This window comes from Ensifer adhaerens (assembly GCF_020035535.1).
GTDB lineage: Bacteria > Pseudomonadota > Alphaproteobacteria > Rhizobiales > Rhizobiaceae > Ensifer.
This window is the reverse complement of sequence record NZ_CP083349.1, coordinates 221,648-236,276: the sequence shown is the minus strand read 5'-3', so window position 1 is coordinate 236,276 and position 14,629 is coordinate 221,648. Positions and strand designations below refer to the sequence as shown.

The following is a 14,629-nucleotide window of genomic DNA, read 5'->3' as shown; positions in this document are numbered from 1 at the left end:
TCATCGATCACCAAAATCGATTTAAGTCCAAGATCAATCACAGAATTTGAGCGACGACAAGCCGCTTCCGCTGGCTTTGAAAATCAGAAGGCCAGACAGACAAAGGGCGCCGACCTTGCGGTCGACGCCCCTCGAAAAAAGCGGTCTGGTGCGATCAATTGCCGTTGAGGTTGTCCGCGATCGCGAAGCCGGAATTGGCGATGCCGACCGGCTGGGCGATGAAGTTGAGGAACTTCGAGAAGTCGACCGACGGATGGCGCGAGGCATAAATGACGTCGCGGTTCTTGACCGGGAAGGTCTGGCCGACGATCAGGCTATCGGGCTTGCTCATGTCGAAGCGATAGACGATCGGGTAGCGGCCCATGCTGTCGGTCTTCATGCCCTTGCGCAGCATCTCATTGAAGCGCTGCTGGCCGAGCAGGCTCATGACCACATCAGGCTCTTCGTAACGGAAGATGAAGTAGCCCTTCATGTCGAGCGTATAGTCCGCGCCACCGCCGGCAAGACCCATGGCCTCGAGCAGGTTCAGGTCGTTGGCACCAAATTCGACGCGCTGGTTGGCCTTGACGGCGCCCAGGATCGTGAAACGACGCGGATCGCGTGCAACGAAAATCTGGTCTCCAGGCTTTACGTGGATGTTCTCGGACGGGTTCTCGATGATTGACTTGAGAAGAACCGTGCCGGTCTTCTTGCCGCGCACCAACGTGACATAGGTCTCGTAGGGCTGGGCGACGGGACCACCCGCCTTGGCGATCACTTCGTTGATCGTTTCGTCGACGAGGCTGAGCGGCACGACCGACGACTTACCGACGGCACCCGAAACGGTGACGTTGCGCGAGGCGGTGCTCATGCTGGTGACGATGACATCCGGCTCGACCGCCTTCTGCTTCAGCGCTTCCAGGATTTCCTGACGCGCCTGTTCCAGTGTCAGGCCGGCAAAGTTGACCGGACCGACATAGGGGATCGCAGCCTTGCCATCCGGCTGGACGACGAGATCGATGCTTGTCTGCTTGGAATCCTGCGTCGAGAACAGACCATCGCTGCCGGCCTCGAAAATCGACACCTTCAATGCGTCGCCGACACCGATGACGACTCGGCCGACGCCGCCGCCAATGCCGAAACGACGGTTGAGCGTCGAGGAGACATAATCGGAAACGAGGCGCGCGGTGCGGCCATCCACTTCGACGATATCGAAGACGGTCGCATTCTGGCGCCCGATCTCCGCGCCGGACTGACCGGCATCCTTGACGATCGCTCCGGCCAGCGGCCCCTCGCCCGGAACGGCCTGGCATCCCACGAGGGCGGTACAAAGCAGAAGGGCACTGACTCGTTTCAACTACGACACTCCAAATTCGACACGGCCATGATTTTACTCACAGTTCCGCGCCGCATCATCTCCCGACCGGGAATTTCGCCGGTCCCTGAAAAGCACAATCGCCGTCCCACAACAAGTCATCCGAAGACCAAGACGGGCAAAATATTTGGACCCGCGTCTTTCTGGTCATACCTTCTCTACCTTGAGCGTGGTTTATCGCCTTATCCGCCTTGGACTGGCGTTGACAGCGTGTATATCTTCAGTGTTTGGGGTTGAAAGCTAGGGACTTTAAGTTAAAAGCTGACTAATGAGGCGGAACGAATATAGCTGGGGATAGCCCGGCAGCATGACGATTGGCGATTGCATTTCGGCCTCCGACGCGCAATCGCAGATGCAACTTTAGCGGCAGTTTAGAGCGTTCGATCATACATGGCTGTTGAGATTATTGGGCGTGCATGCCTCGCCCCTGGAGCAGAATCGCCTTCGGCGTTGTTCAAACTTCTCCGTCAAGGCAAGTGCACCGTCACCAGCATTCCGTCGGATCGCTGGGACGTCGCGCGTTTTTGGCACCCCGTCATGGGCACGCAGGGCAAGACCTATTCCTTTGCCGCCGGCGTGCTCGACCAACTCTATGATTTCGACCCTGCCGTGTTCGGCATGTCGCAGCGCGAAGCCATGTATATGGATCCGCAGCAGCGCGTGCTGCTCCAGCTCGCCTGGCGCGCGCTCGAGGACGCCAATATCTCGGCGACATCGCTGCAGGGAGAGAATGTCGGCGTCTATATCGGCGCATCGAGCCTCGACCATGCCAACCTGACGGTGGAAGACCCGGCAGCGGCCGGCCCTTACTTCATGACCGGCAATACGCTGTCGATCGTGTCCAACCGTATCTCCCATATCTTCGGCCTCAGCGGCCCCAGCATGACGGTCGATACTGCCTGTTCCTCCTCGCTGGTCGCGCTCGACCAGGCGATGCGGGCATTGAACTCGGGCGAAATCGACACCGCGATCGTCGGCGGCGTCAACATCCTTGCTCACCCCCTGCCCTTCGTCGGCTTCGCCCAGGCGCGCATGCTGTCGCCGGAGGGCCTGTGCCGCGCCTATGACAACGACGGCGCAGGCTATGTGCGCGCCGAAGGTGGCGTGGTCTTCGTTCTACGCCGCTCGGATCGGGCGCGCCGGGAGAAGGATCGCAGCTACGCGCGGATCGTCGCGACCGGCGTGAACTCGGCCGGCCGCACCAACGGCATCTCGCTGCCTTCGCGCGAGGCGCAGGCCAATCTCTTGAGGGCGATCTACGAAGGCAACGGCATCGATGCCAACCAGGTGGCCTTTGTCGAAGGCCACGGCACCGGCACCAAGGTCGGCGATCCGGCCGAAGTCTGGTCGATCGGAACGGTCATCGGCGCCAAGCGCCGGGCGCCAGTGCCGATCGGTTCGATCAAGTCGAACATCGGTCATACGGAACCCGCCTCCGGCCTCTTCGGCATGCTGAAGGCCGTAATGGCGCTCGAAAACAACTACCTGCCAGCTTCGCTGCACTTCGACACGCCAAACGAGCACATCGACTTCGACGGTCTCAACGTGCGCGTCACGGCGAACCCGATCGAGCTTCTGCGCGGAAAGCGCACCCGGCTCGCCGGCATCAACTCGTTCGGTTTCGGCGGCGCCAATGCGCACGTCGTCATCAGCGACCCGGAACCCGCGGCCGACGAAAAGGCGTCGAACCCGTCGTCTTCCGGTCATGTTTTCCTGGCGAGTGCTCATACGGCGTCGAGCCTGGAGGCGCTTCTCAACGACTACAAGGCGGCATTCGCGCATGCTTCCAAGGGCGAAGCCCGTTCGATGATCGCCGCATCGGGTGCGAACCGCACCCATATGCGCCATCGCTTCGCCGCTCGCAGCGACCAGCCGGAAGATATCGTCCGCGCGATTGCCAGCCATCTGGAAAAGCCGGGCTCCGGCATCGGCGAGATCGGCGAAGCCGTCGCCCGCGATGCCAAGGTCGCCTTCGTCTTCTCCGGCAATGGCTCGCAATGGGCCGGCATGGGTGTCGAGGCCTTCCGCGAGAACCTGCATTTCCGTCAGTGTTTCACGTCCGTCAGCGCGCTGTTCAAGTTCCACTCCGACATCGCATTGACAGATCTTCTCACCGATCCAGACCTCGACAAGAAGCTTGGCGATACAAAGATCGCACAGCCGCTGCTCTTTGCGGTGCAGGCTGCACTGTCGGATTCGCTGGTCGCCATGGGCGTCAAGCCGGTTGCGGTCTTCGGTCACTCCGTCGGCGAGATCGCCGCCGCCTATGCCGCCGGTGCGCTGTCGCTGGTCGACGCCGTTTCGATCGTGGCGAAGCGCTCGCTGCATCAGGATCTGCTTGCCGGTCACGGAACGATGGCCGCCGTGATGCTCGGGGAAGAGGCCGCTCGCGCCTTCGCCGAAGCACGCGGCCTTGACGAGCTCTGCGTTGCCGCAATCAATGCCCACAATTCCGTGACGATCTCCGGGCCGGCCGATCAGATTTCGAGCTTCCGCGACGCCGCGCGCAAGGCGAAGATTCCGGTCCAGATCCTCGACATCAACTATCCCTTCCACCATCCGATCATCGATCGGGCGAAGGACGCCTTCCTCTCGGATATTCCGGATATCGCGCCGCGCCGCACCGAACTCGCCTATCTGTCGACGGTGACGGGTGCCGCTCTCGAGGGCACGCAGCTTGATCCGGACTACTGGTGGAAGAACGTGCGCGAGCCGGTCCGCTTCCAGGCGGCCGCCGAAGCTGCAATCGAGATGGGCTGCCGCCTATTCATCGAGATTTCGCCGCGTCCGATCCTGTCGTCCTATGTGAAGGAGACGATCAAGCAGGCTGCGGCCCCGGGCATGGTCGTGCCGACCCTGCTGCGGGACGTCGGCGAAACTGGCCAGGACCCGATTTCGGCAGCGATGGCGCGTGCCGTCGCACATGGCGCGGTCGTCGACACGGCCCGCGTCTTCGGCAAGCGCAACGCGTCGATCGCGTTGCCCAGCCTGCCGTTCGAGCCCGTCGAACTGCGCCCTGCGGCAACAACCGACGCGACCGACCTCTTCGGCCGGACCGAGAAGCCTTACCGTTTGACCGGCTGGCGCAGCGACCCGAACAGCGGCAGCTGGAAGAACCATGTCGATGCGCATCTCTTCCCGGACCTTGCCGAACACGTCGTGGACGGCAAGGCGATCCTGCCAGGCAGCGGCTTCATCGAAATCGCCGTGGCTGCAGCACAGCAATTCTATGGCAGCGACGAGGTCGAGATCACCAATCTCGAAATCGTCCGGCCGCTGGAGCTCAGCGACACGAAGATCATGGAGCTGTCGACGGTGCTTTCGCCGGAGACCGGCGACATCGAGATCCGTTCGCGCGAGCGGCTGTCGGAAGACGATTGGGCCGTGCATGCGGTTGCCCGCTGCCGCAAGCCATTGCCGGCCGAGGAGCGCGCCTATCCGTCGCTTGCCGGCTTGGCGAAGACCGCAACGGTCGCACCCGCGCGTGCTTACGAGACGGCAAAACAGTTCGGTCTTGACTACGGCCCGCGCTTCCAGCTGCTGGCCAAGGCCGTCGCCTATGGCGATCGGCTGGTTGATGTCGAGCTGAAGACACCCGATGTAGCCGGTCACCCGCTCGTCACCTATGCGCTGAACCCGATTTCGGTCGATGCGACCTTCCACGGGCTCGTCGCCCTGTTCGATCGCTTCACCGGCGACAAGAGCGGTGCCCCGTATATCCCCGTTCGCTTCGGTTCGGTGCGGGTCGTCAACGGCAGCCAGCCAATCGCGCGCGCGATGATCGAGATCGAGCGCGTCAGCCCCAACTCGATCAAGGCGAAGTTCCACTTCTTCGACAAGTCGGGCGCGCCGATCGCCCACTTCGAGGATTGCCGCTTCCGCCGCACCTATTTGCGCAAGCACAAAACGCTCGATGCGCTGTCCTTCCACTACGAGGCAGTGCAATCGGAATCCGCGCTGCCGGGTCTGCAGGGCAAGGCACCGACGCCGATCAAGATCGCCATGCCTGACGCCAGCGAGGCCGGCGTCGACAATACGACCTTGCTTTTCAACGCCGCCATCTATCGCGCCTGTCAGGAGATTGCCCTCAAACTCGCCAAGGGCCGACCGACCCTTCAAGGCAACAACCTGCCCGGCGATTTTGCGTTTCAGTGTTTCCTGACGAGCTGCCTCTACGTGTTGGAGGACGCCGGTCTCTGCGAACACAGGGACGGTGTCTGGACGATTGCTCAGGACTTCAATCTGCCGAGCGTCCCGGAAATCCTGCGCGAACTCTATGGCGAACGCTCGGATCGCGCCGTCGAAGCCGTCTTGATCAACAATGCCTATGCGGAAGCTCTTGCGCGCCTTGATGCTCTGCAGGCCGGCGACGAAGGATCCCTCGGCACCACGTTCATCAGCGATGCCACGCTCGACCATCAGGCCGTCCACTCGGAGGCAAGTCGAGAACGGATGGCGTTCGTTCTCGACGCGCTCGAAAAATCTCTGGCTGCGACACCCGGTACGCGCCTGCGCGTCGTCGAAATCGGCAGCGTTTCGGCCGCGTTCACCCGCCGCCTGGCAACGCTTGCCGAAAAGCACGCCGCCAGCCTGACCGTCTTCGAAGCGCGTGACAACGCCCAGCGTGGCCTGGAGCTCGCCTTCGAGAACGATGCCCACGTGCGCATTCTCAAGAAGGGTGAGCTGGCAACGCTTACGTCCTTCGATCTCGTGGTCAGCGCGTCCGACGGTCTCTACAGCCTGATCGAGGACGACGTTGCGGTTCGCACCGCACTTCGCTCGGCGCTGCGCGACACCGGCGGCTTGATTGCCGCCGTCAGCGCGCCGTCGCTGTTCAACGATTTCGCCCTCGGGCTTTCCGAAGGATGGTTCGCCCGCAGTCAGACAGCGGAGTTCCCGATCGGCAATCTTGCGGCCGCCCCGCATTGGCAGAAATGTCTCGGAGATCTCGATCTGCGCGACGTCGATATCGCCGACCGTGAATGCGCCAGCGGCAATGTCATCCTGCTCGAAGCGCGCGGCGCCGCCGCGGCTTCGGTAAGCGCCGAAGCACCGGCCGCCGGCCCGTATCTGCTGCTGCAGACCGCAGGCGGCAAGGACAGCAAGCCTTCGACGCCGGCTATTCCCGTGAATCTGAGCGGTGATATCGTCGCCGACAAGGCAGCCCTTCTCAGCGGCTTCGAAACCTTTGGCGACCAGCCGCTGCGGGCGATCTTCCTTGCGTCGCCGGCCGCCACATCCCGGGAAGACGATTCCGCCTCGCTGCAGGCGCAGATCCTTGCTCTCGGTGCGTTCGCCGAAGCTCTGCGACAGCACATCGGCGGAGCCGAGCCGTCAGGCGAAAATCGCCCGCGTCTCGTGCTCGTCGCGCCAGGTGGAGCCCCGATCGCGAGCCGGGCGACCGGTGAAACGGTTGCAAGTGACGGCGTCAATGCCGGTCTCTGGGCCTTCGCCCGCGTGCTTCAAAACGAATACGAATTCCTCGATGTGCACGCGCTCGATATCGATGGTTCGCCGACCACGATCGAGCAGATCGCGGCAGCACGTCCGCTGCTCGGCAGCGTCACCGTCAACCGCGAGTGGCTGCTGGAAGGAAAAGACGCGGCGCTTTCCGAAATCCGCGCCGTACCCGGCCCAGTCGACAACGCCCATGCGGCGATCGACACCTTCAAGGCCGCAACGATCCGCCAGCGCGTCAGCTCACAGGTGGGCAGCATCGTCTGGGAAGAGAGCGACATTCCCTCGGCAGGTTCGGGTGAAGTCGTCGTCGAGGTCGCAGCCACCGGCCTGAACTTCCGCGACGTGATGTGGGCGATGGGCCTGCTGCCCGAAGAGGCACTGGAAGACGGTTTCGCAGGCGCAACGATCGGCATGGAACTTTCCGGCCACGTCGTTGCCGTCGGCCCAGGAGTCGACGATCTCGCCGCCGGTGACGCCGTCATGGCGATCGCGTCCTCCGCCTTCTCGACCCATGCCGTCGTCTCGCGCGCCGGCGTCGCCCGGCTGCCGCAGTCGGTCAGCCCGGTCGCCGCAGCAACGGTTCCTGTCGCGTTCCTCACGGCCTACTACGCCATGGTGGAACTCGGCCGGATCCAGCCGGACGAGACGATCCTCATCCACGGTGCTGCCGGTGGCGTCGGCCTTGCCGCGCTGCAGGTCGCGAAACTCAAGGGCGCCAAGGTTATTGCCACGGCCGGCACACGCGAGAAGCGTCGCTTCCTCTCGATGCTCGGCGCCGATCATGTCTTCGATTCGCGTTCGCTCGGCTTCGTCAACGACGTCCGCGCCGTGACGGACGGAGAGGGTGTCGATCTCGTCCTCAACTCGCTCTTTGCCGAAGCGATGGAGCAGAGCCTGGCGCTGGTGAAGCCCTTCGGGCGCTTCCTCGAACTCGGCAAGCGCGACTACTATGCCGACAGCAAGATTGGCCTTAGGCCCTTCCGTCGCAATGTCAGCTACTTCGGCATCGATGCCGACCAGTTGCTGGTCAACCAGCCGAAACTCACCAAGCGGATCTTCACCGAGATCGGCGCGCTGTTTGAAGATGGCAAGCTCACGCCGCTTCCCTATCGCGCCTTCGACTTCGATGAGATCGGCAACGCCTTCCGGCTGATGCAGAATGCCGGCCACATCGGCAAGATCGTCGTGCTGCCGCCGGTTGCCGGCATGCACCGCGTCGCCAAGCGCCCGCATGGCGGCATGAAGGTCGATCCGAACGGCATGCATCTCGTGGTCGGCGGTATCGGCGGTTTCGGTCTGGCTGCCGCCAACTGGCTCGTCGAAAAGGGAGCGACGAAAATCGCCCTCTGCTCGCGCCGGGGACAGGCGGATGCCGAAACGACCGCGATGATCGAAGCCTGGACGAAGGTCGGCGTCTCCGTCACGGTCCGTGCCTGCGACGTCACCGATCCGGCAGCAACCGAGCGTATGCTGAAAGAGCTGCGCGCAATCGCCCCGCTTCGCTCGATCGTCCACGCGGCGATGGTGCTCGACGACGCGCTGATCAGCAATCTCAATCGTGAGCGCAACCGCCCGGTCATTGATACCAAGGCCAAGGGTGCTGCCGTTCTCGATCAACTGACCAAGGACGACACGCTCGACAACTTCATCCTGTTCTCCTCGGCGACGACACTCGTCGGCAACCCGGGGCAGGCGAACTACGTCGCTGCCAACGGCTACCTCGAAGGTCTCGCCCGCGCCCGTCGCGCCCGCGGTCTTGCGGGTCTTGCCGTCGGCTTCGGCGCAATTGCCGACACGGGCTACCTGGCCCAGAACACCGATGTGAACGACCTGCTCGCCAAGCGCATCGGCAAGACGGCGCTGAAGGCGCAGACGGCGCTCGACATGGTCGAAAGCCACCTCGCCTTCGACCCCGGCACCGTCGATGCGGCGACCGTCATGATCTCGGAGATCGACTGGTCGGCCGCGCGCAATCTGCCGGTCGCCAAGAATGCCCTCTTCGAAGTCATCCTGCGCAGCGCCGACCAGCACGCCGCAGGCGGCGAAGGCACCAAGATGGACCTGGTCGCGATGATCGAAGGCAAGTCGCCGCAGGAAGCCGAAGACATTCTCTTCGACCTCGTGGCCGGCGAGATCGCCGCAATCCTGCGCGTATCGAAGGATACGGTCACGCGCGCCAAGGTGCTGAAGGAAATCGGCCTCGACAGCTTGATGGCCGTCGAACTCGGTATGAGCTTCCAGCAGAACACCGGCTTCGACATGCCGCTCAGCGGGGTCGCGGACAACACGACGGTTGGCGATGTCGCCCGCAAGCTTTATGAGAAGGTCAGCAAGCGCGACCAGAGCGACGATGCCGAGCCCGCCGACGACAAGATCGTCAGCGATCTCGCACAGCGGCACGTCGGAACGGCGAAGGAAAAAGCACAGAGCCAATGAGCACGAACGGAAACGGTCCAGGCGCATCCAAGATGACCAGCAGCCTCAAGGAGAACCTGCTGGACCGGATGCGAAATACGCATCAATCCTCCGAGCGCAACCGCATGGCGCGCTCGGAGCGGGAGATGCCGCCGCCGGCACGCCGTCAGCAGGCCCGTTTCGAAGATCTGCCCGAATACAAGCAGGTCATGACTCAGAAGTTCGCAAGCGAGCAGCTTGGCATCGCCAATCCGTTCTATCGCGCGCACCAGACCGCGGCCGGGGCGACGACCGTCATCGACGGCCGCAAGCTGATCAACTTCGCCTCCTACGACTATCTCGGCCTCAACCGCCATGCGGAGGTGCTGGCGAAGGCAAGGGATACGATCGGCACCTTCGGTATCTCCGCGTCGGCAAGCCGCCTCGTTGCCGGCGAACGGCCAGTGCACGTGGCGCTCGAAGAGAAGATCGCAAGCTTCTACGGCGTGGACGCCGCCGTCTGCTTCGTCAGCGGCTATCTGACCAATGTCGCCGCCATCAGCTGTTTGATGGGCCCGAAGGACCTCGTGGTCCACGACGAATTCATCCACAACAGCGCGCTTGCCGGCATCAAGCTTTCGGGCGCGACCCGGCGCCTGTTCAAGCATAACGACGTCGCCGACCTCGAACACGTACTACGCACGGTTGCTGGCGACTATCGCCGCATCATGGTGATCGTCGAGGGTATCTACTCGATGGACGGCGATGTCGCCGATCTGCCTGCGCTTTTGAAGCTTAGGGCCGAATACGGCTTCTGGCTGATGGTCGACGAGGCACACTCGCTCGGCGTTCTCGGCAAGACCGGACGCGGCCTTGCCGAACATTTCGGCGTCGATCCACGCGAGATCGACATCTGGATGGGCACGTTGTCGAAAACCACGTCGAGCTGCGGCGGCTACATCGCCGGCAGCGAAGCACTGGTCGAGGTGCTGAAGGCATCCGCAGGCGGCTTCGTCTACAGCGTCGGCCTTGCGCCCGTGCTGGCGGCCGCAGCAACCGCGAGCCTCGAGGTACTGGAACGCGAACCGGCGCGGACGGCGGCGTTGCGCCGCAACGGTGCCCTGTTCCTGAAGCTTGCCAAGGAAGCCGGCCTCGACACGGGCCTTAGCAGCGGCTTTTCCGTTGTCCCGGTTCTGGTTGGGGATTCCCTGCGCGCCGTTCAGCTTTCGAATGACCTGCTTGCCGAAGGGGTCAATGCGCTGCCGATCATCCACCCGGCGGTACCCGAGGGGCTTGCGCGCCTGCGCTTCTTCATCACCAGCGATCACACGGAAGAACAGATCCGCCGGACGGTGACATTGACCGCGGAACGACTGACAGATCTCACCGAGCGAAACTTCGGACTGGGCGGCATCGACATCGATCAGATGATGAAGGCGCTCTCGGCGCGCTAAGAGCCATCCACGTGTGCGGTCGTCTTGCATTCGCACAAAACCGGACGCAAGCCCGCTTGGCGCCTTTCCGGAATTTGCTCTAGGGCGGAATATCAGCATGACGCATGTGATCATCACCGGTGGCTCGAGCGGTATCGGATTTTCGGTCGCATCGATCTATGCGGCGCGCGGGGCGCGCGTCTCGCTGATCGCCCGTTCCCGCGACCTTCTGGAACAAGCGCAAGCGAAGCTGGCAACTTCCAGCGGGGGCAGTGCCGGCAACATCAGGATCGAAGCTGCCGATGTCGCTTCGGAAAACGACGTCGAGGCGGCGGTCCTAAGGTGCGAACAGGTCTTCGGAGCCTGCGACATCCTCGTGACATCGGCAGGCATCGTCGAGCCCGGCCGTTTCGAGGAGCTCGACAGCGTTTCGTTCCGCCGCCAGATGGACATCAACTTCTCCGGTACCGTGCATGCGGTCCGCTCAGTCTATGACGGCATGAAGCGGCGCGGGCGCGGTCGGATCATGATGATCTCGTCCGGCGCCGGCCTCATCGGTATCTACGGCTATTCGGCCTATTGCGCGTCGAAATTCGCGCTGCACGGCTTCGCCCAGGCGCTGCGCTCGGAAGCCTGCGCCCATGGCGTCAGTGTTTCCGTGTGTTTTCCGCCGGATACGGAGACCCCGCAGTTTCAGCGTGAGCTTGCAAGCCGCCCGCCGGAGGCCGCCATCATCATGGGCACGGTCCGTCCCTGGCCGGCGGAGGCCGTGGCGAAAGCGATAGTCAAGGGGATCGACCGGGGACGGTTCGAAGTCTACTTCGGCACAACGCTCTTTCTCCTCGGCCGCTTCGCGCCGGCCATCCGCCCGTTGCTTAACTGGTGGTTCGACAGGGCGATTGCGCGTGGCAGCAACACCGCGACGCATAATAGTGGAGTGTCTGAGCGCCAGACCTGACTGCGCTTGTACGTCCAGGCGATAAGATCTAAGTGTCGGGCGGACGCTGTGCCGCATGAAGCGGCTTCGGCCGGCATGAAGACATGAAGGTTTCCGCTTGGCGTTGCTTCCCTTTCAGCTGCACGACTACCCAAGAACACTGACGCTCTGTTGTTACGTGCTGTCCTGTGCGGTGATCTTCTTTACCGACCGCTTTGCACTGCCGAAGCGGGAGCGGCGTGCCCACCCCTCGCCGTTCGGACGGACGCAGGATGTGATTGATGCGCTCGCCCGCCTGCCGGTCATCGCGCTGGTCTTTGCCGGCTTCTTCGCCGGCTCCTGGCGGCCGCTTTATGCCGCAGCCGGTACGATGAGCTTCTTCATCATTTTCACCGGCATTTCCCGCGCCAAGTTCAAGTTCATCCGTGAACCGCTGATCTTTTCGGATATCGCGCTCGTCGTCGACGTCTTCAAGTACAAGACGATTTTCTACGCGAGTTCGCTGAACGTCGTCTTCTGGACCGTCGCCTTTCTCTATGTCTTCGGCGTGTCGGGCCTCTACATGTATTTCGAGCCGGCCATTTTGCCTGATCGCGGCAAAGCGTTCTGGATCCTCCTGATGCTCGGCATCGCCTACGGCCCTTGGCTCCTGCTCTTCTACGGTCCGGTCAACCGCCCGACGGCGGCGCTGGTGCAAAGACTGCTGAAGGTGCTCGACGTCAAGATGAATACGGTGCGCTTCGGCACCTTCGGCTCGGTCGTTTTCCGCTTCATCGTCTGGCTTGGCGTGCGGCGTGAAAAGATCGTCGCCGAACTCTCCGAGATCGTCCGCGCGGCCGTGCATGATCTGATCGGTGACGACGGCTCGCCGCTGATCGTGGTCTGGCAATCGGAATCCTTCATCGACATGCGGCACTTCGGCGTCAACACGCTCAACATGCCGACCCTGGACCGGCTGCGTCGCGAGGCGGTGCAATGGGGCCGGCTCAGCAGCGTCTTTGAAGGCGGCTATACGCTGCGCACGGAGTTCGCCGTCATCAGCGGTCTCGTGCCTGACGACATCCACGTCGACGCCAGCTACCCCTATCTCAGGGCCTCGCACTATGCGGACGTGGTCTGGCCGGGGAAGATGAAGCGTGCCGGTTGGAACACGCATTTCATCCATCCCTATGACCGCACCTTCTTCCTTCGCCACAAGGCGATGCCGCAGCTCGGCTTTTCCAAGCTGACGATGCTCGACGGCTTCGACCATCGGCCCGAAAGAGACGGGCCTTACGTCTCCGACGAGAAGCTCGCAGCCAAGGTGATCGACGCCTGCGAAGAACTGCCTGAGGACGAAAGCGGTTTCATCTTCGTTGCGTCCATGGCCAATCACGGCCCATGGGAACCGGGCCGCGTCGACGATCTTGCCAATCCCGTCGATATCTATCTGGCCATTCTGGAACAATCCGACGCTGCCCTGAACACGCTCAGCGAGCGCCTGGACAAGCTGGACCGCCCGGTCTGGCTCGTGTTCTACGGCGACCATGCGCCGCTGCTCAAATCCTTTGCCGATCCCTTCCCCGATCCGCGCACCGACTACCTGATCGTACCGCTTGCCAAGGCAAAGTCGTCCTCCCACAAGCCGGTGGAACCGAGCAACGTCGAGGCCTGGAATTTGGTCGAAGACCTGCTCAACCACGCCAACCTCAGAAAGGATACGCTGCGGTAGCGGCGGTGGACGAATGGAAAACGCTTCGATGACATCGACCGGAGCGGCCAATCGGCCAAAGCGACGGGTATTCCTGTTCCTGCAGGGACCCTCTTCGTCGATCTTCCGCAAGATCGCTGACCGGCTCGAAGCTCGCGGGCACACGTGCCTGAGGATCAACCTGAATGTCGGCGACCAGATCATCTGGGGCCGCAAGGGTGCGTACAATTATCGTGGCACGGCAGCCGACTGGCCTGCCTATCTCACGACCTTCGTCGCGCAGCACGGCGTCACCGACATGCTCATGCTCGGTGAGGAGCGGGCGTACCACCAGGCAGCAACCGCGGTCGCACGGCGCGCAGGCGTTAGCGTCGCCATTATCGAGATGGGGTATCTGCGACCGGACTGGCTGACGCTAGAGCGCAATGGCATGTCCTCGAATTCGCATTTCCCTGCTGATCCCGTGCAGATACTTGCAGCGGCAGCGGGCGTGCCCGAGCCGGACTGGCGCAAGCATTACAGCCAGACGTTCCTCGCCGATGCGAGCTATGACTTGCTCTACAATCTGCCGAACGTCTTTCTCTGGTTTCTCTTCCCGCACTATCGACGCCACGCGATCTTCCATCCGCTTGCCGAGTATGCGGGCTGGATTCGCCGGCTCGTGACCGAAAAGCGGCGCAATGCCGAGGCCGAGACGACCGTTGCCAAGCTGCTTTCGGATGACGCCCCCTATTTCGTTTATCCGCTGCAGCTCGAAACCGATTTCCAGCTCAGGGCGCACTCACCGTTCCACAGCCAGAAGGACGCGATCGCCGAGGCGTTGGCTTCCTTCGCCGCCTTTGCCGCGCGCGACGCACGCCTCGTCTTCAAGGTGCACCCGCTCGACAACGACCTGATCCCCTGGCGCAGGATCATCGAAGAACGAGCAGCCGCGCTGGGTCTCGGCGGGCGTGTCTTCTATCTCGATGGCGGCAACCTCGATACGCTCGGAGAGGCCAGTGCAGGCATGGTCACGGTCAATTCTACGGCCGGTCTGCATGCCTTGAAGCAGGGGCGACCGGTGAAGGTGCTCGGCACCGCCGTGTTCGATATCGCCGGACTGACCGATCAGCAGTCGCTCGATGATTTCTGGGGCGCACCGCAGGCACCGGAACCGGACCTGGCGAATGCGATGTTCCGCCTGCTCGCCGCCTCGATCCAGGTGCGTGGAAATCTTTATTCGCGCGCCGGAAGCGATGCGGGTGCAGAGGCGATTGCCAAGCGCCTCAGTGAGAACAGCCTCAACCAGCCCGGCGCTTTTGTCGACCCGCCGCCCCGCCGCAAGCCGGAAAAACGGTCAAGAATCGCCTCGTCCGCGTGAC

At 62.8% G+C, this 14,629-nt stretch carries 6 protein-coding genes; 5 read left to right on the top strand and 1 reads right to left on the bottom strand.

Annotated elements, in window-relative coordinates:
• Nucleotides 1-154: 154 nt before the first annotated feature.
• A complete protein-coding gene (locus LAC81_RS01060; RefSeq protein ID WP_113536478.1) occupies nt 155-1,336 on the bottom strand; it encodes a polysaccharide biosynthesis/export family protein in 1,182 nt (393 codons plus the stop codon).
• 408 nt (nt 1,337-1,744) lie between these two features.
• On the opposite strand from LAC81_RS01060, the gene LAC81_RS01055 reads away from it, so the two are divergent.
• The 5 genes from LAC81_RS01055 to LAC81_RS01035 all read left to right on the top strand — a co-directional run bounded on the left by LAC81_RS01055 (nt 1,745) and on the right by LAC81_RS01035 (nt 14,628).
• The gene (locus LAC81_RS01055; protein WP_223726384.1) at nt 1,745-9,250 is read left to right on the top strand and encodes a type I polyketide synthase; all 7,506 of its coding nucleotides are present in this window, start codon (nt 1,745-1,747) and stop codon (nt 9,248-9,250) included.
• Nucleotides 9,247-10,662, top strand: a complete 1,416-nt coding sequence (locus LAC81_RS01050; RefSeq protein WP_223726383.1) for an aminotransferase class I/II-fold pyridoxal phosphate-dependent enzyme — start codon at nt 9,247-9,249, stop codon at nt 10,660-10,662. The genes LAC81_RS01055 and LAC81_RS01050 overlap by 4 nt, the downstream gene beginning before the upstream one ends.
• Nucleotides 10,663-10,759: 97 nt before the next feature.
• Nucleotides 10,760-11,599 carry an SDR family oxidoreductase gene (locus LAC81_RS01045; protein WP_223726382.1) on the top strand — a complete coding sequence of 280 codons (840 nt, stop codon included), beginning with the start codon at nt 10,760-10,762 and terminating at the stop codon, nt 11,597-11,599.
• 97 nt (nt 11,600-11,696) lie between these two features.
• The gene (locus LAC81_RS01040; RefSeq protein ID WP_223726381.1) at nt 11,697-13,289 is read left to right on the top strand and encodes an LTA synthase family protein; all 1,593 of its coding nucleotides are present in this window, start codon (nt 11,697-11,699) and stop codon (nt 13,287-13,289) included.
• A gap of 28 nt (nt 13,290-13,317) precedes the next feature.
• Complete coding sequence (locus tag LAC81_RS01035) at nt 13,318-14,628, top strand: capsule biosynthesis protein (RefSeq protein ID WP_223726380.1); 1,311 nt, start codon at nt 13,318-13,320, stop codon at nt 14,626-14,628.
• The last annotated feature ends 1 nt before the right edge of the window (nt 14,629 follow it).

What these genes read in the sequence shown, in the direction of transcription:
- LAC81_RS01035 (WP_223726380.1), top strand. Translation starts at nt 13,318, where the DNA reads ATGACATCGACCGGAGCGGCCAATCGGCCAAAGCGACGGGTATTCCTG.
- LAC81_RS01055 (WP_223726384.1), top strand. Translation starts at nt 1,745, where the DNA reads ATGGCTGTTGAGATTATTGGGCGTGCATGCCTCGCCCCTGGAGCAGAA.
- LAC81_RS01050 (WP_223726383.1), top strand. Translation starts at nt 9,247, where the DNA reads ATGAGCACGAACGGAAACGGTCCAGGCGCATCCAAGATGACCAGCAGC.
- LAC81_RS01045 (WP_223726382.1), top strand. Translation starts at nt 10,760, where the DNA reads ATGACGCATGTGATCATCACCGGTGGCTCGAGCGGTATCGGATTTTCG.